At 64.3% G+C, this 19930-nt stretch carries 23 protein-coding genes, 5 tRNA genes and 1 riboswitch; of the genes, 14 read left to right on the top strand and 14 right to left on the bottom strand.

The window, feature by feature from the left end; genetic code table 11:
- Positions 1 to 8: 8 nt before the first annotated feature.
- From CHB97_RS10085 to CHB97_RS10075, 3 genes are all read right to left on the bottom strand, one after another.
- A complete protein-coding gene (locus CHB97_RS10085; protein WP_089287844.1) occupies positions 9 to 953 on the bottom strand; it encodes an ABC transporter substrate-binding protein in 945 nt (314 codons plus the stop codon).
- Positions 954 to 958: 5 nt separating this feature from the next.
- Positions 959 to 1717: an ABC transporter permease gene (locus CHB97_RS10080; RefSeq protein WP_089287843.1), complete on the bottom strand. Its 759-nt coding sequence runs from the start codon at positions 1715 to 1717 to the stop codon at positions 959 to 961.
- Positions 1714 to 2484, bottom strand: a complete 771-nt coding sequence (locus CHB97_RS10075) for an ABC transporter ATP-binding protein (RefSeq protein ID WP_089287842.1) — start codon at positions 2482 to 2484, stop codon at positions 1714 to 1716. Before CHB97_RS10075 ends, CHB97_RS10080 begins: the two co-directional genes overlap by 4 nt.
- Positions 2480 to 2585: riboswitch (TPP riboswitch) on the bottom strand. It overlaps the preceding gene by 5 nt.
- A 117-nt stretch (positions 2586 to 2702) precedes the next feature.
- On the opposite strand from CHB97_RS10075, the gene CHB97_RS10070 reads away from it, so the two are divergent.
- From CHB97_RS10070 to CHB97_RS10030, 9 genes are all read left to right on the top strand, one after another.
- The gene (locus CHB97_RS10070) at positions 2703 to 3884 is read left to right on the top strand and encodes an acetoin utilization protein AcuC (protein WP_244559488.1); all 1182 of its coding nucleotides are present in this window, start codon (positions 2703 to 2705) and stop codon (positions 3882 to 3884) included.
- A 36-nt stretch (positions 3885 to 3920) separates the two neighbouring features.
- A complete protein-coding gene (locus CHB97_RS10065; RefSeq protein ID WP_089287841.1) occupies positions 3921 to 4424 on the top strand; it encodes a DUF192 domain-containing protein in 504 nt (167 codons plus the stop codon).
- 95 nt (positions 4425 to 4519) lie between these two features.
- Positions 4520 to 5053, top strand: coding sequence for a hypothetical protein (locus CHB97_RS10060; protein ID WP_089367427.1), 534 nt, complete (start codon positions 4520 to 4522; stop codon positions 5051 to 5053).
- Between the two features lie 258 nt (positions 5054 to 5311).
- On the top strand, positions 5312 to 6220 hold the full coding sequence (locus CHB97_RS10055) for a DMT family transporter (protein ID WP_089287839.1): 909 nt from the start codon (positions 5312 to 5314) through the stop codon (positions 6218 to 6220).
- 65 nt (positions 6221 to 6285) lie between these two features.
- Positions 6286 to 6362: transfer RNA gene (locus tag CHB97_RS10050), tRNA-Pro, on the top strand.
- A gap of 41 nt (positions 6363 to 6403) precedes the next feature.
- Positions 6404 to 6709, top strand: a complete 306-nt coding sequence (locus CHB97_RS10045; protein ID WP_089288101.1) for an ETC complex I subunit — start codon at positions 6404 to 6406, stop codon at positions 6707 to 6709.
- A 46-nt stretch (positions 6710 to 6755) separates the two neighbouring features.
- Positions 6756 to 6832, top strand: a tRNA-Arg gene (locus CHB97_RS10040).
- A 545-nt stretch (positions 6833 to 7377) separates the two neighbouring features.
- Positions 7378 to 9249, top strand: coding sequence for a flagellin (locus CHB97_RS10035; RefSeq protein WP_089287838.1), 1872 nt, complete (start codon positions 7378 to 7380; stop codon positions 9247 to 9249).
- A gap of 171 nt (positions 9250 to 9420) precedes the next feature.
- Complete coding sequence (locus CHB97_RS10030; RefSeq protein ID WP_089287837.1) at positions 9421 to 9678, top strand: DUF6460 domain-containing protein; 258 nt, start codon at positions 9421 to 9423, stop codon at positions 9676 to 9678.
- Between the two features lie 30 nt (positions 9679 to 9708).
- On the opposite strand, the gene CHB97_RS10025 is transcribed toward CHB97_RS10030, so the two are convergent.
- The 8 genes from CHB97_RS10025 to CHB97_RS09990 all read right to left on the bottom strand — a co-directional run bounded on the left by CHB97_RS10025 (position 9709) and on the right by CHB97_RS09990 (position 15889).
- Positions 9709 to 10077: a hypothetical protein gene (locus CHB97_RS10025; RefSeq protein ID WP_089287836.1), complete on the bottom strand. Its 369-nt coding sequence runs from the start codon at positions 10075 to 10077 to the stop codon at positions 9709 to 9711.
- A gap of 109 nt (positions 10078 to 10186) precedes the next feature.
- On the bottom strand, positions 10187 to 10627 hold the full coding sequence (gene hisI / locus CHB97_RS10020; protein ID WP_089287835.1) for a phosphoribosyl-AMP cyclohydrolase: 441 nt from the start codon (positions 10625 to 10627) through the stop codon (positions 10187 to 10189).
- A 2-nt stretch (positions 10628 to 10629) separates the two neighbouring features.
- Positions 10630 to 11814 (bottom strand): cystathionine beta-lyase, encoded by a 1185-nt coding sequence (gene metC, locus CHB97_RS10015; protein WP_089287834.1) that lies wholly within the window; start codon positions 11812 to 11814, stop codon positions 10630 to 10632.
- 11 nt (positions 11815 to 11825) lie between these two features.
- Positions 11826 to 12443: an N-acetyltransferase gene (locus CHB97_RS10010; RefSeq protein ID WP_089287833.1), complete on the bottom strand. Its 618-nt coding sequence runs from the start codon at positions 12441 to 12443 to the stop codon at positions 11826 to 11828.
- The gene (sseA, locus tag CHB97_RS10005) at positions 12440 to 13309 is read right to left on the bottom strand and encodes a 3-mercaptopyruvate sulfurtransferase (RefSeq protein ID WP_089287832.1); all 870 of its coding nucleotides are present in this window, start codon (positions 13307 to 13309) and stop codon (positions 12440 to 12442) included. Before sseA ends, CHB97_RS10010 begins: the two co-directional genes overlap by 4 nt.
- A 78-nt stretch (positions 13310 to 13387) precedes the next feature.
- Positions 13388 to 14116, bottom strand: coding sequence for an alanyl-tRNA editing protein (locus tag CHB97_RS10000; RefSeq protein ID WP_089287831.1), 729 nt, complete (start codon positions 14114 to 14116; stop codon positions 13388 to 13390).
- Between the two features lie 26 nt (positions 14117 to 14142).
- Entirely contained in the window at positions 14143 to 15144 is a 1002-nt protein-coding gene (locus CHB97_RS09995; RefSeq protein WP_089287830.1) for a cysteine synthase A, read from the bottom strand.
- A 79-nt stretch (positions 15145 to 15223) separates the two neighbouring features.
- Positions 15224 to 15889 carry an NUDIX domain-containing protein gene (locus CHB97_RS09990; RefSeq protein WP_160105742.1) on the bottom strand — a complete coding sequence of 222 codons (666 nt, stop codon included), beginning with the start codon at positions 15887 to 15889 and terminating at the stop codon, positions 15224 to 15226.
- 118 nt (positions 15890 to 16007) lie between these two features.
- Between CHB97_RS09990 and CHB97_RS09985 the strand changes: the two genes are divergently transcribed.
- The 3 genes from CHB97_RS09985 to CHB97_RS09975 are packed head-to-tail and all read left to right on the top strand — an operon-like array spanning position 16008 to position 17791.
- Positions 16008 to 17234: a bifunctional alpha/beta hydrolase/OsmC family protein gene (locus CHB97_RS09985; RefSeq protein ID WP_089287828.1), complete on the top strand. Its 1227-nt coding sequence runs from the start codon at positions 16008 to 16010 to the stop codon at positions 17232 to 17234.
- Positions 17235 to 17294: 60 nt separating this feature from the next.
- Complete coding sequence (locus CHB97_RS09980; protein WP_089287827.1) at positions 17295 to 17519, top strand: hypothetical protein; 225 nt, start codon at positions 17295 to 17297, stop codon at positions 17517 to 17519.
- A 38-nt stretch (positions 17520 to 17557) separates the two neighbouring features.
- Positions 17558 to 17791 carry a hypothetical protein gene (locus tag CHB97_RS09975; protein ID WP_089287826.1) on the top strand — a complete coding sequence of 78 codons (234 nt, stop codon included), beginning with the start codon at positions 17558 to 17560 and terminating at the stop codon, positions 17789 to 17791.
- Between the two features lie 73 nt (positions 17792 to 17864).
- Here CHB97_RS09975 and CHB97_RS09970 read toward each other — a convergent pair.
- A tRNA-Asn gene (locus CHB97_RS09970) sits at positions 17865 to 17939 on the bottom strand.
- An 85-nt stretch (positions 17940 to 18024) separates the two neighbouring features.
- Positions 18025 to 18099, bottom strand: a tRNA-Asn gene (locus CHB97_RS09965).
- A gap of 192 nt (positions 18100 to 18291) precedes the next feature.
- Here CHB97_RS09965 and CHB97_RS09960 point away from each other — a divergent pair.
- Entirely contained in the window at positions 18292 to 18888 is a 597-nt protein-coding gene (locus tag CHB97_RS09960) for an NUDIX hydrolase (RefSeq protein ID WP_244559487.1), read from the top strand.
- Between the two features lie 66 nt (positions 18889 to 18954).
- Here the strand turns inward: CHB97_RS09960 and CHB97_RS09955 are convergent.
- Positions 18955 to 19028: transfer RNA gene (locus CHB97_RS09955), tRNA-Cys, on the bottom strand.
- Positions 19029 to 19253: 225 nt separating this feature from the next.
- On the opposite strand from CHB97_RS09955, the gene CHB97_RS09950 reads away from it, so the two are divergent.
- Positions 19254 to 19919, top strand: coding sequence for a protein-L-isoaspartate O-methyltransferase (locus CHB97_RS09950; protein ID WP_089287824.1), 666 nt, complete (start codon positions 19254 to 19256; stop codon positions 19917 to 19919).
- The last annotated feature ends 11 nt before the right edge of the window (positions 19920 to 19930 follow it).

The following is a 19930-nucleotide window of genomic DNA, read 5'->3' as shown; positions in this document are numbered from 1 at the left end:
GATTGGTATTACTTCAGTTCCACCGCATAGCTCGCCACGTCCGGGGTGGTCTTCACCAGCCCGCGTTCCTTCAGGAAATTGGCGAAGCGGGCATAGCGGGCGCGGTCCAGGGCGCGGGGGCTGTGGGCAAAGCGCGGCAGGCTGTCACGCCAGGCCCGCTTGTTCAGGTCGGTATCCAGGTCCGGGCGGCCCTTGATGAACAGGGCCCAGGCCGCATCCGGGTGGTTGATCATATAGGCGGTGCCGCGTTCCACCGCGTCCAGGAAACGGCCCAGACGCGGATCGCTGGCGCGGTCGCGGGCGGCGATGAAGATCAACTCATCATAGGCGGGCACCCCTTCCTCTTCAGGGAAGAAGGCGCGGCCGGGCTTGCCCTCAATGGCCATCTGGTTCAGTTCGAAATTGCGGAAGCCGCCGACGATGGCATCCACCTGTCCGGCGAACAAAGCCGGCGACAGGGAGAAATTGACGTTCACCAGCGTCACATCCTTCAGCGACAGCCCGTGTTTTTCCAGCATGGCCCCCAGCAGCGCATCCTCGAACCCGCCGACGGAGAAGCCGACCTTCTTGCCCTTCAGATCCTTCAGGCTTTTCACCGGCCCGTCCTTCAGGGCGATGATGCTGTTCAGCGGCGTGGCCACCAGGGTGCCGATACGCACCACGGGCAGCCCGGCATCCACCTGCAAATGCAGTTGCGGCTGATAGGAAATGGCGACATCGCCGCGACCGGCGGCGACCAGACGCGGCGGATCATTGGGATCCGCCGGCGCGATCATCTCCACCGCCAGACCGGCATCCTTGAAGTAGCCCATTTCCTGGGCGACATAGAGCGGCCCATGGTCCGGGTTGACGAACCAGTCCAGCAGCACGGTCATCTTATCCTGCGCCATGGCGGGCAGGGCGGCCAGGGAAAGGGCGGCGGCCATCGCCGCCCCGCGCAACCAGTGTCGCATCGTTCTCATCCTTCAAAACCGTGGGAATCGGGAAGCCAGGGCAGGGCCCGGCGCAGCAGAAGATCAACCAGCAGCCACAGGGCGACAGCCAGCAGGGCCAGCAGGAACAGGGCGGCAAAGGTCAGGTCGGTCTGAACCCGCGCGGTGGCGTGCAGCATCAGATAGCCCAGCCCGGAAGACGCCCCTACCCATTCCCCCACCACCGCCCCGATGGGGGCGACGGCGGCGGCCACGCGCAGCCCGGCCCCCAGGGCCGGCAGGGCGGCGGGCCCCCGGATATGGCGCAGCAGCGTCCAGGGGCTGGCCCCCATGGTGCGCGCCAGATCCAGCCAGCCGGGATCGGTGCGGCGCAGACCATCGTAAAAGGCGGCGGTGACGGGGAAGAAAATGATCAGCGTCGCCATCGCCACCTTGGACGCCATGCCATAGCCCAGCCACAGCACCAGCAACGGGGCAATGGCGAAGACGGGCACGGCCTGGCTGACCAGCAGCAGCGGCAGCAGCCAGCGCCGTGCCGCCGTGGAGGCCATCAGCGCCAGGGCCGCCAGCACCCCGCAGAGTGTGCCCAGCAACAGGCCCAGTACCACCTCCGCCAGGGTCATCAACGCATGATCCGCCAGCAAGGCCCGGTCGGACCAGAGCCGGGCGGCCACCCGCTCCGGCCCGGGCAAGATGTAATGTGGCAGTTCCGCCCAGCGGACCAGGAAAGCCCAGGCCAGCAGCAGGCCGGCAAAGGTGATCAGCGCGCGCAAGGCTGCCTTCATGGCCCGACCTCCCGCGCCAGTTCGGCCAGCAGCCGGCCTTGCAAATGCAGCAGTTCCGGCAGGTCGGGCGGGCGCGGCGGGTCATCGGGCGGGATGATCGGGGCCGACAGGCTGGCCGGCAGCCCCGTCAGCACCAGCACCTGATGGCCCAGGCGCAACGCCTCCATCGGGTCATGCGTCACCATCAGGACAGTGCGTCCGGCCAGCAGCTGGGCGGCCAACCCACCCAGCCGCAGCCTTGTCAAGGCATCCAGGGCGGAAAAGGGCTCATCCATCAGGACAATGGGCCGATCTTCGAACAGGGTTCGGGCCAGGGCGACCCGCTGGCGCATCCCGCCGGACAGGGCGGCCGGCCGGTCGCTGGCGCGGTCTTCCAGCCCCACCTGTTGCAGCAGATGCAAGGCCCGCGCCTGCACGGCGCTGTCAGGCCGGCCCCCGCGCAGGCGGATACCGATCATCACATTATCCAGCACGCTGGCCCAGGGCAGCAGCAAATCCTGCTGCCCCATCCAGGCGATGCGACCGGCCAGCGGCTGGCCATCATCGGCGTTGATGCTTGTCCGGCCCTGAGGGGCGGCCAGCCCGGCCACCAGCCGCAGCAACGTGGTCTTGCCCACCCCGCTGGGGCCCAGCAGACAACAGAATCGGCCCGCCGGCACATGCAGTTCCAGCCCGTCGAACAGCAGGCGTCCGCCCAGTTCCAGGCTTGCCTGACGGATCTGGATGGCGGGAGAGGGGGGAGAGTGCGGATCGGCGCCCGGCGGCATCTTGTCTCACTGTCCCTACGCCGGTCTTGGCCGGATCAGGTTCCAGGGGTCGTTCCGGCACGGAACCTCTCAGCCGCCCATCGGCTCCCCCCAGTGAATGTTGGGTTATTGCATTGCCGTGACAGGGGAACAAGCGACTTGAACGATGGGCTAGGCCCAGGTGGCAGGGTAACGGCCACCATTGTCAGCATGTGGCGGCGCAGCATAGGATTATGCCCATGATGCTGGATGCACCCGTCGCCCCGCCTGCGGCTGTTGATGCCGCGCCCGAACCGCTGCCGAAACCCTCGGCGGTGTCGCGTCCGTTGTTTCTGGGTGGGGAGATTTATCGCCATTCCAGCTATGGCAAGAAGCATCCGCTGTCGATCCCCCGGGTGACGGTGGCGATGGATCTGGCCCGCGCCATGGGCTGGCTGGACGAATCCCGCTATCTGGACAGCCCGATGGCGACGGAAGCGCAGCTCGCCCGCTTTCACGAGCGCGATTATATCGCGGCGGTGCAGCAGGCGGAGCGCGACCAGCGGGTCGATCTGGAGACCGCCCAGCGTTACGGGCTGGGCAAGCTGGAAAACCCGGTCTTCCCGGAAATGTATCGCCGCCCTGCCATCGCCGTGGGTGCCGCCATCCAGGCGGCTGAGCTGCTGCGCGATGGCGGTGTCGTCTATAGCCCGGCCAGCGGCACCCACCATGCCCGGCCCGGCCGGGCCAGTGGTTTCTGTTTCTTCAATGCCCCCGTGCTGGGCATCCTGTCCCTGCTGGATCAGGGGCTGGACCGCATCCTTTATATCGATCTGGACGCCCATCATGGTGATGGGGTGCAGGATGCCTTTCATGATGATGAACGGGTGCTGACCGTCTCCATCCATGAAGGCGGGCGCTGGCCCTATACTGGCAAGGTTGAGGATCGGGCCGGTGGCATGGCCCGCAACCTGCCGGTTCCCGCCGGCTTCCATGACAGCGAGCTGCGCTATCTGGTGGAAGAGGCGCTGATCCCGCTGGCGTGCGCCTTCCGTCCGCAGGCCATGGTGATCCAGACCGGGGCGGATGCGCTGGCGGACGATCCGCTGTCACGCCTCAGCCTCTCCAACCGCGCGCTCTGGCACGCGGTATCGGAACTGTTGGGGCTGGCACCGCGTACCCTGGTGGTGGGCGGCGGCGGCTATAACCCCTGGTCGGTGGGGCGGGCCTGGGCCGGCATCTGGGCGGTGCTGTGCGGGATTGACCCGGCCGGCACGCCCCTGACACCGGAAGCGGTATCGGTGCTGCGGGGCCTGACCTGGGACCGGCGGGAAGGGCGCAATCCGCCCGCCCACTGGTTCGACCGGCTGCATGATGCCCCCCGCGAAGGGCCGGTTCGCGAGGAGATCAGGATGGTCGCAGCCGCGACCCGCGATCTGTGATATCAGGCGGGAAAGCCGCCTTTTTGGAAAGACACCATGATCCAGCGTCTGCTTCTTCGCCTGTTGTCCGCCCTCCTGCTGGCGCTGGCTGTGCCGGTCTTGAGCTTGCCCACCACGGCCCTGGCGGAACAGGGGCCGCAGACCGGCCTGCAGGAAGATACGCTGGTGGTGGAGACGGCGGGCGGCACCCGCCATAAATTCACCGTCGAACTGGCGCTGACCCTGCAACAGCAGGCGCGCGGCCTGATGTACCGCGAGCATATGGATGATGATCGCGGGATGCTGTTCCTTTACGAGGTGGAACAGCCGCTCAGCTTCTGGATGATGAATACGCTGATTCCGCTGGATATCATCTTCATTGATGAAAAGGGCGTGATCATCAATATCCAGCATGGCAAGCCGCGCAACACCACGCCTCTGCCATCCTCCCGCCCGGCCTTGGCGGTGCTGGAGCTGAATGGCGGCCTGTGCGCCCGGCTGGGTATCCGTGCCGGTGACCGTCTGCTGCACCCGGCCTTCGGGGTGAAGCGTCCCAGCTGATTCCGGCCCTTGCCATGCGTGGATAAGGGAAGGATGGCGGGCATCTGACGCGAAAGGGCGGAACTGCGCCCCTTTGCGACGTGGTAGAATCACTTATGGTTCTATACACGCCACCGATCCAGCGCCTGCCGGTCAGTGCGACGCCCCCGACGCGGGAGCGGCGGGTGGCCGGTATATCCAAGGTGGCGGCGCAGGCGACGGGGGAGCGTGACGCCCGCCAGGGCCGCAGCCTGCGCCAGCGTCTGATCGACATGGTGATGGATGAGGTGGAGGAATTCCCCGACCTCACCCAGCAACAGCGCGACAGGATTCGTGGCAATCTGGACCGCTTTGCTGATCGGCAGCCCGCACCCGGCGGGCAACAGGAAACATCCCAGCAACCCCCGCCGGACACCCCATCGCCGCCCCCGATGCCGCAACCGCCGGCCGATCCGCTGGCGGTTACCTTGTCCGCCATCAGCGATGGGGGCGAAACCAGCAGCCCCGACAATGCGGAGGCGGTGAAGCTGGCCCAACAGATGCGCCGGCTGCTGGAACTGCATTCCGAGCAGGCGAAGAAGATCGCCTCCTATATCCATGCCCTGCAGGCCATGGTGCCGGAGACACATCAGCTGACCCTGGAAGCCTGATTCCAAGAGCCATGGATCATGGCTCTTGGAATTTTGCCTGTTCCCTCAAGTGCCGGGCGCTGCCTCCGGCAGCTTGGCTTGCGCGGGCATGGGCCCGCGGGCCGGCGGTTGCCGGCCTTCAAGGGTCATGGTGTATGACCCTTGGTATGAAACAAAATGTCCCGGCGACAAGTATCGGATTGGTACGGGTGGCCACCGGGGCTATAGCCAGGACAGGGCAGCCGCGATCTGGCGGTGCCGCTTGGACCTTGTCTTGCCATGCCATTGAACATCGCCCTTTTCCTCGCCACGATTCTCATCTGGGGATCGACCTGGTATGCCATCACCTTTCAGCTGGGCGCGGTCGATCCGTCCGTCTCCATTGGCTATCGTTTCCTGCTGGCGGGGTCGGTGCTGCTCGGATGGCTGGTGCTGCGTCGGCAGCCGCTATGGCCGGCGCGCAAAACCTGGCCGCTGATTGCCGGTGCGGGGCTGCTGAATTTCTCCCTAAATTATCTGCTGGTCTATAAGGCCACGGTGCTGCTGCCCTCCGGTCTGGTGGCCGTGGCCGGGTCGGCCCTGTCCTTGATGAATGTGCTGAATTCCCGCCTGTTTCTGAAACAGCCCCTGCGCCCCGCCGTGCTGCTGGGGGGCTGCCTGGGGTTGGTCGGGGTGCTGCTGCTCTTCTCCCCCGAACTGGAGGGCGGGGCGCTGGTCAGCGGTGCTCTGGCCGGGCTGGGATTGATGATGCTGTCCAATTACAGCGCGTCGCTGGGCAATATGGTGGTCTCCACCGCCCGCCGTGGCGGGATGCCGCTGATCGCGCTGACCGGCTGGGGCATGGTGACCGGGGCGGCGCTGATGCTGGGGCTGGCAGCGGTGCGGGGGGCTGATTTCAGTGTCAGCCTGACGGCACCCTATCTGCTCTCGCTGCTCTATCTGGCGCTGTTCGGCTCCATTGCCGCCTTTCTCTGCTATTTCACCCTGCTGGGGCGGATGGGGGCCGATCGGGCCGGTTATGTTTCGATTATGACGCCGGTGGTGGCGCTGCTGATTTCCACCCTGTTCGAAGGCTATCACTGGACGCCGGCGGGCATTGCCGGGCTGGTTCTGGCCCTGGCTGGCAACCTGCTGGTGATGGCACCCACCAGCCTGTTCACCCGCCAGATAGCAAAAGGCCATGCATAAGACGCGCAGGCGGTATCCCGGGCTTGCTCCCGGCAAAAGGGTGGTGTATTCCCCACCCCTGGTTACGGAGCGTAGCGCAGCCTGGTAGCGCGGCTGGTTTGGGTCCAGCAGGCCGGAGGTTCGAATCCTCTCGCTCCGACCATCCCCCCGATGGACGCCACCCTTGATCACAGCAGGCTCATCATGAAGGTCCGCATCTATCAGCCCGCCAAGACGACGATGCAGTCTGGCCGCGCCAAGACGGGCGCCTGGGTTCTGGAATATGAGCTGGCCACCCCGCGCCGGCCGGAACCGCTGATGGGGTGGACCAGCTCCGGCGATACGCTCAATCAGGTGCGCGTCTCCTTCCCGACCAAGGAAGAGGCATTGGCATTCTGCGCCAAGAAGGGCTGGGACGCCGATGTGGCGGAGCTGCATGAGCGTCGGGTGATCCCGCGTAATTATGCGGATAATTTCCGCACCGACCGGCCGCGCATCGGCCGCTTCTGATTTTGACTGACGCCTGGGCCGTCATGCAGACGCGCCCCGGCATGACGGCCCCTTAGCTCAGTTGGATAGAGCAACCGCCTTCTAAGCGGTAGGTCGCTGGTTCAAATCCAGCAGGGGTCGCCAACGTTAAGGCGTATGGGCAGCCGTCCCAGCGCACCAACAAAGCCCGGACCTGAAAAGGCCGGGCTTTTTTCATGCCTGTTTCCAATGACGTGCCCGGCAGGAAATGCCGGGTTAGGCAGAAAAGTCCCACCCTGTATGGGCGTGGCCGCTAGGACTCATTTTCCCCGTCTCCCCTGTCTGCAGGCCGATTCTGGAGAAAATCCTACCCAAAAGTATGGAAATCCCTGCTTTTCGGCACTTGGCACGCTTCCTGCTTTGATGAGGGCGAACCCTTCGTGTCCACCAAAGCATAGGAAGAGCCGTAACTCTGGACAATGGCGTCGAGCGGACAGCGGTGCAGGAACAGCCTCCAGGCGCAATGCCTGTGCCAAGCCTGATTGCCGCGATCAGCACGACGGATAGCCCGATCCGCACCCGAAACTGCCGGTCCTGCATCGCACCCGGCGTCTTCCACGGTAACGGCTCTCACCCTGCGCCCAACGGTGTCCACGAGAATCGATTAGGGACCTAAACGGTCCCTCGGTAGCGCTCAAAAGGAGATGACCATGTCGAGCAGTGATGTCCAGCTGACCGCAGGTATGCGCAACAACCTGCTGCTGTTGCAGAAGACCAACAAGGGCGTTGAAGCGATCCAGACCCGGTTGTCCACCGGCAACAAGATCAACAGCGCCCTGGACGGCCCCACGAACTTCTTTGCCGCCAAGAGCCTGAGCACCCGTGCGGGCGACCTGACCAAGCTGAAAGAAAGCATGGGCCAGTCGATCAGCACCATCCAGGCGGGCGACAAGGGCATCACTGCCATCGAAAAGCTGGTCGAGCAGGCCAAGGGCCTGACCACCTCGGCCTATAACAGCCTGGGCACCGACCCGCAGTCCATCGCCACCCGCAAGTCACTGGCCACGCAGTTCAACACCATCAAGGACCAGATCGACAAGATCGCCCGCGACAGCGGTTATGCTGGCAAGAACCTGTTGGTCGGCAATGGTCGCACGCTGGACAGCACGGCCGAAAGCCGGCAACAGGTGGATACCATCGCCGGCCTGTCGGCCAGCCGCGTCACCAACGTGATCTCCGCCGATACCTATTCTGTGCGGGTCAGCGGTACCGGCGATATCAGCGCCGATCTGGCTGATATTTCCACCGCTGAAGACAAGCGCGGCCTCAGCTCGCTGAAAGTATCCGGCAAACTGTCCAGCACCGCTGGCAACTTTGCCGACATTTCGGTGGAAATGCGCGGTAAGGCCGGGCGTGAACGCACGGTTGTGGTGACGGAGGGCGCTGAAAGCCGGACCATCCGCTTCTTCGATAACAGCCAGTCGGCAGCGGCGAGTACCGTGACTGCCGGGGCTGAGGGGGTTGGACAGGTCTCGAAAATTGGAATCGATGGGGCGATTGAGGCTGGTGATACCTTTACGGCCACAGTGAATGGTCAAACCTTCTCCTACACCGCGACCGACGATGACGTGGTGGACAACGCCACCCGTCTGGATTACAGCCCCGAACAACGTCGGGAGTTCGTGGCCGACAAGCTCGCCGCTGTTGTGCAGGCTGGTCTCGACCCTGCTCGCTTCTCTGTCGACTCCTCGGCAGCCGACGGCACCTTTACGATTTCCGGCCTTGTGACGACCGGCACGGCGGTCAGCTTCCAGGTTGGCGCTTCCACGACCAACGCGGCAGACAAGGCCATCTCGGTCAGCTTTACTTCCGGTACGGTTGTGTCGTTCAATGTGAACCGAGCTGATCTGGACAAGCTGGAAACGGCCGCCAATGGTACCTCGGTTATTCAAAAGAATGTCGATATCGAGGTGTCGGCGACCAACCTTAATGGCGTCACGGTCAGCCGTTCGGGCAGCAATGCCCGCGGTAACGCTAAGCTGGCTGACGGTGAGAATGCGCTGAACTTTGCCTCCGGTACGGTCCGCTTCGATGTTGATCCGGCCACGCTGATGCAGTCTGCGGCGCGCCAGGACTCCGCCAATATCACCACGGTGCAGCGTACCGATGCCAATACCGAGAATGACCTGAACGTTCAGCTGAACGAATCCAACACCAACAACATCACCGTTCAGTCGGTGAATGTGCAGACCGACGGCCAGGGTTTGCGTCTGGACTATGCCCAGAACGACTTCCTGGACCGGTCGGACATCGACAAGGCAGTCGAAAGCCTGACCTATGCCACGGCGACCTTGCGGTCGGCCTCGCAGGGGCTGAGCACGAACCTGAACATCATCCAGAACCGCGAGAACTTCACCAGCGAGTTCTCCAACGTTCTGACCGAAGGTGGGAACAAGCTGGTCCAGGCCGACCAGAACGAGGAAGGTGCAAACCTGCTGCTGTTGCAGACGCGTCAGCAGCTGGGCACCATCAGCCTCTCGCTGGCCAACCAGTCGCAGCAGGCCATCCTGCGTCTGTTCTAAGAACAGCCGCACGGTTCCTGACAGAGGGGAAGGCGGTGGCCGCGTGGTCGCCGCCTCTTTCTTTTTGCAAAATAATCTGCAACGCAGATTACAGTAAAATTCGATCTATTTCGGAAGGGGTGATCCCGCCGCGCCGTTGCGGTTTCCCAACGCGTGGGGTACAGCAAAAGCATGAGACTGATCGTCAATATATTGATCTGGTCCCTGCTGGTGGGGCTGTTGCTGGCCTGGCTGCGGATCAATCCCTACGACCTGCTGCGCGGTGCGCTGCATTCCGTTGCCGCCCTGCCGGAGATGCTGGCCGACCTGTTTGGTTGGGCCTGGCCCTATGTGGCAACAGGGGCGGTGATCGTGGTGCCGATTGCGCTGATCAGCGTGTTGCCCCGGCTCTGGCGGCGGCGGGGACCTTCCGGCGGCGGGCGGGATTGATAAGGGGTGTCGGCCGGGTCAGGGTGGCCGTCAGTGTGGAAGGCTGTCGGCCCGTTCTTCCACCATGCTGACCAGCCGTGCGCTTTTGTTGAAATTCATCGTCATCATCAAGGTGGCGCGCCCCCGGATCAGGTAGACGCTTTTGTCAGCTTCCGCCGGCAGCGGCACCTTCTTTGTCATGCAATGGGCCAGCAAGGCGGCCTGAAGCTCTGCTTCCGGGATGGTCAGGCTGTGCTTGCCACCATCGATCAGCAGGGTGCAGCGGGTGCCCTGGCTCATTTCCAGGCGCAGCCCGGTCACTTGCCCGTCGGGCAGCGGCTCGTTCAGCTTGCGGCGGCGGTCCAGGATCGCCGCCAGCACCTCCAGATCGGTGAACAGGATGCAGCGCAGCTCTTTCATCGGGTCTCAACACCTGGGCATGGCCGTAGTGGAAACAGCATAGGGGTTCGAGCCCTTCGCCGCCAGTTGCCAGGGCCGGCCCTACTCTCACCCTATCCTTTTGCACATATCAGAAGCTGCTGCTGCTGGGGGTGGTGCCGTACAGCGCGTTGGGATCCATCAGCACCGGGGCGATGGTTTCCGGCCCCGTTGCCTGCGCTTCGATGTAAAAACAGGAGCGCCGGCCGGTATGACAGGCGACCCCCAGCTGGTCGACCAGCAGCAGCAGCGTGTCGCCATCGCAATCCACCCGCAGCGCCACCAGATTTTGCACCTGGCCCGAGGTGTCGCCCTTGCGCCAGAAGGCCTGGCGGGAGCGGGACCAGTAACAGGCCCGGCCGCTGCGCAGGGTTTCGCGGATGGTATCCGCATTCATCCAGGCCATCATCAGCACCTCGCCGCTGTCATGCTGCTGGGCGATGGCGGGCACCAGCCCTTCGGCGGTGAAGCGCACCTTGGCCAGCACGGCATCGATGGCGGAGTCGGGCAGGGGGGTGAAAGCGGTGGTCATGATTACAGGGCCTTGCGCAGGCGGTTGAAACCATCATTCAGGTCGGCGATCAGGTCGGCCGGATCTTCCAGCCCGGCATGAATGCGGATCAGCTGGCCGCCCTGCCAGCGGGTGGCAGTGCGGATGCGGCTGGGGTCGCAGGGCAGGATCAGGCTTTCAAAGCCACCCCAGCTATAGCCCATGCCGAACAGGCGCATCCCGTCCACCATGGCGGCGAGCGCCGCCTTCGGCACCGGGTTCATTTCAAAGGCGAACAGACCGCAGGCGCCGCTGAAATCCCGCTGCCAGATTTCATGGCCGGGGCAGCCGGGCAGGGCCGGATGGCGCATCCGCGTCACCTCTGGCTGTTCGGCCAGCCAGTTGGCCAGGATCAGGCCGGTTTCATGATGCTGGCGCATCCGGGTGGGCAGGGTGCGCAGGCCGCGCAGACCCATGAACAGATCATCCGGCCCAGCTACGGCCCCCAGCTCCACCGACGCCTTTTTCAGTTTCAGCCAATGGGCTTCGCTGGCCGTCACGGCAACGCCCAAGCTGGCATCGGCATGGCCGCCAATATATTTGGTGGCCGACTGGATGGTGATATCCACCCCATGGGCCAGCGGCTGGAACAGGATGCCGGCAGCCCAGGTATTGTCGATCATGCTGACAATGCCGGCACCGCGCGCCACGGCGGCCAGGGCCGGCACGTCCTGCAGCTCAAACGTCTGGGAGCCGGGCGATTCCATGAACAGCACGCTGGTATTGGGGCGCAGCAGCGCCTTCAGGTCGGCAGCGCTGAGGGCGGGATCGTAATATTCCGTCTCCACCCCCGCCCGCTTCAGGATGCCGTCGCAGAAGGTCCGGCTGGGACCATAGGCGGTATCCACCATCAGGATATGATCGCCGGCCTTGGTGAAGGCCAGCAGGGCCGAGCTGATCGCCTGCACGCCGGAGCCATAGGCAACGGCGCCATGGCCGCCTTCCAGCAGCGTCACCGCCTCCTCAAAGGCGTGGCTGCTGGGGTTGCCGGTGCGGCCATAGCGGATGGAGCGGTAATAGGGATCGTAATCCTCCAGCGCCGCCAGATCGGGAAACAGGATGGTGGAGGCCCGGAAGGGCGGCACATTCACCGCCCCGGCATGGCGTTCCGGGTGGCGTCCGGCATGGATCAGGCGGGTCGTCTGCTTGGCGCTGTTATCGGTGCTCATCGGGAACGCTCTCAGCCTTCGGGCGGCAGGATCAGGGGAACATGCGGGGCGGCATGGCGGGGGATCAGGCCGGTGACGCGGGGGTCATCCTCTTCCTTCTCCACCTGGCCCACGGGGTGGAAGCCGGCCTTTTGATAGGTCATCAGGGCATGGGGATGGTCCAGCGTGCAGGTATTCACCAGCAGCTTTTCCATGCCAGCTGCATTCCAGGCCGCCTCAATCGCCCAATCCAGCAGCCAGCCGCCAATGCCATGGCCGATGAAATCCGGCAGCAGACCCAGGTAATTGATCTCACACTGCCCCGGTGTGCGACGGTCCAGTTCCACATAGCCGGCGGGCACGCCGCTGACATAGGGCACATAGATTTCCACCGCCGGGTCTTTGATGATGGCATTCAGCGTGGCGTCATCCATGGCCCGGCGGGCCCACCACAGCCAGTCCTGCCCGACATGGTCATAAAGATAGCGGTAGAAGGAGAGCGTGCAGTTTTCCGCCCGCATCAGGGCCAGCTTTTCATGCGGATGCGGGCGCTGGCGGCGGGCCGGCTTGGCCGTCATTTCCAGATAGGTGACGGTGGTGCGCATCCGGCCCGGCGGTACGGGGCCATCCAGGGGGGCGGCGTTGTTCATGCGGCCGCCCCCGTTGCCAGCGGCAGATCGTTGCGCCCACCCCATTCGGTCCAGGAGCCGTCGTAAAGCGCCACATCACTGACGCCCAGCCGGTGCAGCCCCAGCGCCAGCACGGCCGCGGTGACGCCGCTGCCGCAGGAGGTGACCACGGGCCGCGACAGGTCGATCCCCGCCGCCAGATAGCGGGCGCGCAGGGCCTCCCCCTCCAGCATCTGCTGGGTCTCACTGACCAAAAGCTCATTGAAGGGCAGGTTGCGGGCACCGGGTATATGGCCGCTGCGCAGGCCGGCGCGCGGTTCCGGCACAGAGCCGGTGAAGCGCGCGGCGGCCCTGGCATCCAGCACCTGTTCCGCCCCGGTTTCCAGGTTGGTTTTCAGATCATCGGCGCTGCGCACCATGTCCGCCCGGTACTGGGCGCGGAAGGCGGCGGGGGTGGGGGCTTCAGGTTCCCCGCTGGCCAGTTCGCCGCCGGCGGCGATCCAGCCGGGCAGGCCGCCATCCAGCACATAGACTGCATCATGGCTGAAGACGCGGAACATCCACCAGGCGCGGGCCGCACTGAACAGGCCGGTGCTGTCATAGATAACCACCGTATCGGCCGAGCCGATCCCCAGGGCCGAGACGGCGTTGGCGAAGCCCTGCGGGCTGGGCAGCATGTGCGGCAGGTCGGTATCGGGATCGGAAATCCCGTCAATATCGAAGAACACGGCACCGGGAATACGCTTGGCCGCAAATTCGGCCTTGGCATCGCGCTTGGCCGCCGGCATGTGCCAGGAGGCATCCACCAGTTTCACATCAGGCCGGCCCAGCACCCCCAACAGCCAGAGGGGGGACACCAGCGGATCGGTCAGCGCGGGCACGGCCATGTTCGTTCCTATCGGGACAGAGGGAGGAAACGTAATATCCATCTGTCCTTTATAGGCGATTGGAATGCAAACTGTCCCTTAATCCCGGAAGCCCAGCACCACGCGGCGGTTCTGCTTCCCCTTGTTTTCGATCTTTACGATGCTGATCGCCCCAATCTCCCCGGTATGCGCCACATGGGTGCCGCCGCAGGGCTGCAAATCCACCATCGCATCATCGGTGCCGATCTGCAGCAGCCGCACTGAGCCGCTGCCCGTGGGGGGCTTCACCGACATGGTGCGCACCAGTTCCGGCCGTTCCGCCATTTCCTGATCGGTGATGGTGCGTTCACGCACCGGGTGATCGGCGCGGATCAACTCGTTCAGTTTTTCTTCCAGCGCGTCCTTGTCCAGGCTGGCGGAAGGTACATCGAAATCCAGTCGGGATTTCTCCGCCCCCACCTGCCCGCCGGTCACGGCCCCCGGCACCACGGCACACAGCAGATGCATGGCGGTGTGCATCCGCATATGCCGGTGCCGCCGCTCCCAATCCAGATGCAGGGTCACGCTGGTGCCGGGCGGGGGCAGGGGGGAATCGGCGGGCACGATGTGCAAAACATCGGGACCGTTTTCCACCAGCGGCACCGCCTTGCGCGTGTCGGTCACCGCCACACTGCCGCCCTCCCAATCGATACGCCCGGTATCACCGGGCTGGCCGCCGCCATTGGGATAGAACAGCGTGGCATCCAGCCGGATGCCGTCCGCCCCGCTTTCCACCACCGTCGCCTCTGCCTGTTTCAGGTAGGGATCGTCACGGAACAGCAGCGTCATGGGCGGACCTCCATCAAGGGGTGATATCAGGACAGCCAGTCAGGAACCGGCAGCCCTTTTTCGCGCAGGAAGTCAGGATTGAACAGCTTGGATTGGTAGCGGGTTCCGTAATCGCACAGGATGGTGACGATGGTATGGCCCGGCCCCAGCAGGCGGGCCACCTTCATGGCGGCAACGATATTGATGCCGCTGGAACCGCCCAGCACCAGCCCTTCATTCTTCAGCAGGTCGAAGACGACCGGCAACGCTTCCTCATCCGTCACCTGCACCGCATCATCGATGGGCGCATCGGCCAGATTGGCCGTCACCCGGCCCTGGCCGATGCCTTCGGTGATGGAATTGCCTTCGGCCTTCAGTTCGCCCGTCTTTTTCCAGGCGTAAAGCGCCGACCCCATCGGGTCGGCCAGCACGATCTTTACGTCGGGCTTACGTTCCTTCAGCGCCAGGGCGATGCCGGCCAGCGTGCCACCGGTGCCGGTGGCGCAGGTGAAGGCATCGATCTTGCCATCCGTCTGCTGCCAGATTTCCGGGCCGGTGGTGCGGCGATGGCCTTCCCGGTTGGCCAGATTGTCAAACTGGTTGGCCCAGATGGCGCCGTTGGGTTCCGTCTGCGCCAACTCTTCCGCGATACGGCGGGAGACATGCACGTAATTGCCGGGATCCTTGAAGGGCACGGCCGGCACCAGCCGCAGGTCGGCCCCGCACAGGCGCAGCATGTCCTTCTTTTCCTGGCTCTGCGTCTCTGGCATCACGATGACGGTGCGGAAGCCCATGGCATTGCCCACCAGGGCCAGACCAATGCCGGTATTCCCCGCTGTGCCTTCCACAATAGTGCCGCCGGGGCGCAGCTGGCCGCGTTCAATGGCGTCTTGCACGATGGCCAGTGCCGCCCGGTCCTTCACCGACCCACCGGGATTGAGGAATTCCGCCTTGCCCAGAATATTGCAGCCCGTCGCTTCCGACGGGCCCTTCAGGCGGATCAGCGGGGTGCGGCCGATGCTGTCGATGAAGCCGTTGCGTATATCCACGGCGTTGTGCCCTTGTTCATGTGTAGAATGCTGGCACCCCATATGGGGCAAGCTTGTTAAAAACCTAACCCCCGCCGCCTCAGCCCTGCAACGCATTCTCCGCAAGGCCCGCCTTCAGTGCCGCATGGTGGCGGGCAAACCAGGACAGGCCCAGCAGGGTAAAGCCGCTGGTGATGCGGTTGGCATCCATCTGGGCAATGGCCTGATCGGCGGGCACCAGATGCACGCGGATATCCTCCACTTCATCTTCCAGCCCATGCAGGCCGCCCAGCCCCTCTGTATCGACATAGCCAAAAAATATTTCTACGATTTCAGTACAGCCGCCGGGGCTGGGCATCATGGTGAAGACGCGGCGCAGGTCGCGGGGCGTGCAGCCGGCTTCTTCCTCCGTCTCCCGCGCGGCCACCTCGGGGGCGGCCTCACCCGGCTTCACCATGCCGGCGACGAATTCCAGCAACCACGGGTCCAGCCCGGCGGCGGCGGCCCCGGCGCGGAACTGTTCGATCATCAACAGCACATCGCGCGCGGGATCGTACAGGACCACCGCCACCGCATGGCCGCGATGGCAGATTTCCCGTTCGATCACCGGCGTCATGCCCCCGTCGAACCGTTCATGCCGCAGGGTCTGCCGAGAAAAATCCATGAAACCTTTGTGGATGGTTTCAGATTTCACAATTTCCACCTGCGTCGGGCTGGTCATTCCGGGTAGAACGGGGAACGGGCGGGGGAAGGTTTCGTTGGTCATGATCATCCGGCGTGGCGGGAAAATGCGAAGGGGGTTGCGCAGGGCAGGGCAGGCGGGCCAGCTTTGCAGCCAACAGGCCCGTGAGCGGGCCGCTGGATGAAACGCTGGTGAGGGCACGATGGCGCGCGTGACGCAGGAATTCAACTTTCCGGGATCGACGGGGGCCACACTGGCCGGCCGGCTGGACCTGCCGGAAGGCCGGCCCATCGCTACGGCGATCTTTGCCCATTGCTTCACCTGTTCCAAGGATTACCACGCTTCTGCCCGGATCAGCCGGGGGCTGGCGGATCGGGGATTCGCCGTACTGCGGTTCGATTTCACCGGCCTGGGCAACAGCGGCGGTGCCTTTGATGAAACCACCTTTTCCACCAATGTGGCCGATCTGCTGGCCGCGGCCGCGGCGCTGACCCAGGAGCTGGAGGCCCCGCGCCTGCTGATGGGCCATTCCCTGGGCGGGGCGGCCATGCTGCGCGTGGCGGGTGACCTGCCCAGCGTCGGCGCCGTGGTGACGCTGAACAGCCCCTCCGGCCCGCACACCCTACTGGGCAAGATTGCCGGGCGCGACGCGGAAATGGCGCGCGATGGTCGGGTGCCGCTGAATGTCGGTGACCGGGAAATGCCGATCACCCGCGAATTCGTCGCCGATGTGGCTACTCATGATATGGAGTCGGCCATCGCCGCTTTGGGCCGGCCGCTGCTGGTGCTGCATGATCCGCGTGACCCGGTGGTGCCGATCGCCGAGGCTGACCGGATTCTGTCGCTCGCCAAGCACCCGAAAAGCTTCATCGCCCTGGACGGGGCGGGCCATCTGGCCGCTGACCAGCGCACCACCAACTTCGTCGCCGAAACCGTGGCGGCCTGGGCCAAACGCAGCCTGAAGCTGGATTTGCCCTCGGCCCGCCCGGCCGGCGTGGAACATGCTGGGCCCGTCACCATATCGGAGACGGGGGAGGGGGCTTTCGTCAATCTGGTGCAGGCGGCCGGTATCCGATTCCACGCCGATGAACCCACCGCCGATGGTGGCACCGGCACGGGGCCGAATCCTTATGAGCTGTTGCAGGCAGCGCTGGGCGCCTGCACCTCCATGACGCTGCGCATGTATGCCAACCGTAAGGGCTGGCCGCTGGCCCGTGTCTCCGTGCGGGTGGAACATGCCAAGCGCGACGCCCTGCCGGGGGAGACGACGGAGAATGCCGGCGGCAAGGTTGATCAATTCACCCGTCACATCACGATCGAAGGCGGGCTGGATGAGGGCCAGCGCAAGCGGCTGCTGGAGATCGCCAATAGCTGCCCGGTTCACCGCACCCTGCGCAGCCGTTCCGCCATCGACACGCTGCTGGCCTGATGGAACCGCCGTGCCCGGTCTGTGGTTGCTGATGGACAACCACATACCGGAGCCGAAATCATGCCGATCAGGAACGAACAGGAACTGGAACAGGCGGTGCAGGAATTCCAGCGGTTGGGCGGGGGGGATATCTCCCCCGCCGATGCCGACCGCCGCGATAATCTGAATGCCGATATCCAGGCTTATTACGCTGAACATGCCGAGGGTCTGCGCAAGGCCAAGCCGGAACGGCAGCCGGATATGGAGCGCGACAGCCCCAAAAGCCCATCCGACGTTCAACCGTGATAGGATGGGCTGGTTTTCGATGGATGGAGTGAACCAACGTGCGTCGCGGCGATAATTGCTATACCTGCCGATTCTGGCTGGGCCATGGGGTGCGGGAACGCGGGCCCAAGGGTAATTGCCGCCGCTTCCCGCCCGTCGTGACCGACCGTTCGCCCGCCGGTTCCTTCCCCATTACCAATTTCACCGACTGGTGCGGGGAATGGCAGCGCCATGGCGGCCTGCGTGATTCGGCCGATGCGGTGGAAGAAGCCACGCTTTACGACCAGTTGTGAGGCGGCGGGGCGGGGGCTCGCGGGGCTGGAAAAGAGAAAGGGCCGAAGCATTGCTGCTTCGGCCCTTCATCATTGGCTCCCAGGGAGGGATTCGAACCCCCGACCGGGCGGTTAACAGCCGCCTGCTCTACCTCTGAGCTACCTGGGATCAGTGCGCATCAACGCGTGATCATACAACAAAACAAGTTCTGACCAAGGGTGGAACCGAGATTTTCACCTCGGTTCCTGCCAATTGGCTCCCAGGGAGGGATTCGAACCCCCGACCGGGCGGTTAACAGCCGCCTGCTCTACCTCTGAGCTACCTGGGATCAGACGCTTGTTGCTGCGCCGTCGCCGGCGCCGCATCGTGCGGTGGGCGGGCTTATAGCCAACCCCTGACGGCTTTGTAAACCCCTGTTTCGTACTTTTTTGATTTTTCTGCGAAGCTGTTGGCGAATGTAGCCCTGTACGGCTCATAATCGCTTCGTTCCCAACAGCTTTTCATGGAAAGCGCACCGCCCGTGTCCCACCACGATAATCCCTGGAAAACCCTGTCCCGTACCCAGGTCTATGAGAATCCTTGGATCAAGCTGGAACACCATGATGTGCTGCAGCCCGACGGCGCCCCCGGCATCTATGGCGTTGTCCGCTTCGCCAACCATGCGGTGGGCGTGCTGCCGGTGGCCGAGGATGGCAGCACCTGGCTGGTCGGCCAGTTCCGCTATTCCCTGAATGCCTATAGTTGGGAAATCCCGGAAGGGGGCTGCCCGCTGGGCACCAGCCCGGCCGATACCGCCCATCGAGAGCTGCGGGAGGAAACGGGGCTGCGGGCGGCGCATCTGCTGCCGATCCACAAGGTGGCCCTTTCCAACAGTGTCTGTGATGAACAGGGCAGCGTCTTCGTGGCCTGGGGGCTGACAGAAGGGGAGGCGGAGCCGGAGGGGACGGAAAAGCTGGCCCTGCGGCGCCTGCCCTTGCGCGAGGCGCTGAATATGGCGCTGCGGGGCGAGATCACCGATTCCATGTCGCTGATTGCCCTGCTACGGGCGCCGATGCTGCTGACCCAGCCGGATGTGCCGGACGATTTGCGCCGGGCGCTGCGTCTGGGGCTGGCATAGCCACAGCGGAAAAACAGAAAAGCCCGCCGGTAAGGGCGGGCTTTTCAATGGCTTGACGCCGAAATTTGGAGGCACGGCCGGGAATCGAACCCGGATTCACGGATTTGCAGTCCGTTGCATCACCATTCTGCCACCGCGCCAACGGTGCCGCACGTCTTGGCTGTTGTTCAGCCCCGGCGTGGGGCCGGTATATAGACGGGCTTTACCGATGCGGTCAAGCACCAGAAACAAAGAAATGCACGTGGCATGATGTTTTGGGTGCGCCCGCAACATTGTGTTCCGGGGATGGGGCGGATATATAGCGTCGGGGTTCCGCTTGTCGGCACCCCCTCATCCTTCCTTTTCCCCACGCGCGAACGACCCCCATGATCGCCACCACGGAATACAGCGCCGCCCGCTACAACATGGTCGAAAGCCAGCTCCGGCCGAACAAGGTCAGTGACCAGCGGCTGGTCGATGCCTTCCTGGCCGTGCCGCGTGACCAGTTCGTGCCCCCGGCGCTGCGCGGGGTCGCTTATGTGGACAAGGCCATTCCGCTTGGCAATGGTCGCTTCCTGCTGGAGCCGATGGTGCTGGGTCGCTTGCTCCAGGAAGCGCGCATTGCCGCCACGGATCTGGTACTGGATGTCGGTACCGCCACCGGCTATTCCGCTGCCATCATCGGTCAGATTGCCGCCACCGTTGTGGCCGTGGAATCGGATGCTGCCCTGGCGGCGCAGGCCAATCAGGCCATGCAGACGCTGGGCGTGGACAATGCCGCCATCGTGCAGGGCACTCTGGCCGCCGGCTGGGCCAAGCAGGGGCCCTATGATGTGATCGTTCTGGAAGGGGCAGTGGCCGCCGTGCCGCAGGCGCTGCTGGACCAGTTGGCCGAAGGTGGACGTCTGGTGACAGTGCTGCTGCCGGAAAGCGGTGTAGCCGTTGCCCGTCTCTATCAGAAGATCGGTGGCACCATCTCCAGCCGCACCCTGTTCGATGCGTCGGCCGACCTGCTGCCGGGGATGGAGCCGAAGGCGGCTTTCGCTTTCTGATTTGGTTAAAG

This window comes from Azospirillum sp. RU38E (assembly GCF_900188385.1).
Taxonomy (GTDB): Bacteria; Pseudomonadota; Alphaproteobacteria; order Azospirillales; family Azospirillaceae; genus Niveispirillum.
Note: the sequence above shows the minus strand (reverse complement) of the source record. Positions and strands in the feature narration are given on the sequence as shown.

Coding starts and splice junctions, on each gene's coding strand:
- CHB97_RS10085 (WP_089287844.1), bottom strand. CDS start 953: ATGCGACACTGGTTGCGCGGGGCGGCGATGGCCGCCGCCCTTTCCCTG.
- CHB97_RS10080 (WP_089287843.1), bottom strand. CDS start 1,717: ATGAAGGCAGCCTTGCGCGCGCTGATCACCTTTGCCGGCCTGCTGCTG.
- CHB97_RS10075 (WP_089287842.1), bottom strand. CDS start 2,484: ATGCCGCCGGGCGCCGATCCGCACTCTCCCCCCTCTCCCGCCATCCAG.
- CHB97_RS10070 (WP_244559488.1), top strand. CDS start 2,703: ATGATGCTGGATGCACCCGTCGCCCCGCCTGCGGCTGTTGATGCCGCG.
- CHB97_RS10065 (WP_089287841.1), top strand. CDS start 3,921: ATGATCCAGCGTCTGCTTCTTCGCCTGTTGTCCGCCCTCCTGCTGGCG.
- CHB97_RS10060 (WP_089367427.1), top strand. CDS start 4,520: ATGGTTCTATACACGCCACCGATCCAGCGCCTGCCGGTCAGTGCGACG.
- CHB97_RS10055 (WP_089287839.1), top strand. CDS start 5,312: ATGCCATTGAACATCGCCCTTTTCCTCGCCACGATTCTCATCTGGGGA.
- CHB97_RS10045 (WP_089288101.1), top strand. CDS start 6,404: ATGAAGGTCCGCATCTATCAGCCCGCCAAGACGACGATGCAGTCTGGC.
- CHB97_RS10035 (WP_089287838.1), top strand. CDS start 7,378: ATGTCGAGCAGTGATGTCCAGCTGACCGCAGGTATGCGCAACAACCTG.
- CHB97_RS10030 (WP_089287837.1), top strand. CDS start 9,421: ATGAGACTGATCGTCAATATATTGATCTGGTCCCTGCTGGTGGGGCTG.
- CHB97_RS10025 (WP_089287836.1), bottom strand. CDS start 10,077: ATGAAAGAGCTGCGCTGCATCCTGTTCACCGATCTGGAGGTGCTGGCG.
- hisI (WP_089287835.1), bottom strand. CDS start 10,627: ATGACCACCGCTTTCACCCCCCTGCCCGACTCCGCCATCGATGCCGTG.
- metC (WP_089287834.1), bottom strand. CDS start 11,814: ATGAGCACCGATAACAGCGCCAAGCAGACGACCCGCCTGATCCATGCC.
- CHB97_RS10010 (WP_089287833.1), bottom strand. CDS start 12,443: ATGAACAACGCCGCCCCCCTGGATGGCCCCGTACCGCCGGGCCGGATG.
- sseA (WP_089287832.1), bottom strand. CDS start 13,309: ATGGCCGTGCCCGCGCTGACCGATCCGCTGGTGTCCCCCCTCTGGCTG.
- CHB97_RS10000 (WP_089287831.1), bottom strand. CDS start 14,116: ATGACGCTGCTGTTCCGTGACGATCCCTACCTGAAACAGGCAGAGGCG.
- CHB97_RS09990 (WP_160105742.1), bottom strand. CDS start 15,889: ATGACCAACGAAACCTTCCCCCGCCCGTTCCCCGTTCTACCCGGAATG.
- CHB97_RS09985 (WP_089287828.1), top strand. CDS start 16,008: ATGGCGCGCGTGACGCAGGAATTCAACTTTCCGGGATCGACGGGGGCC.
- CHB97_RS09980 (WP_089287827.1), top strand. CDS start 17,295: ATGCCGATCAGGAACGAACAGGAACTGGAACAGGCGGTGCAGGAATTC.
- CHB97_RS09950 (WP_089287824.1), top strand. CDS start 19,254: ATGATCGCCACCACGGAATACAGCGCCGCCCGCTACAACATGGTCGAA.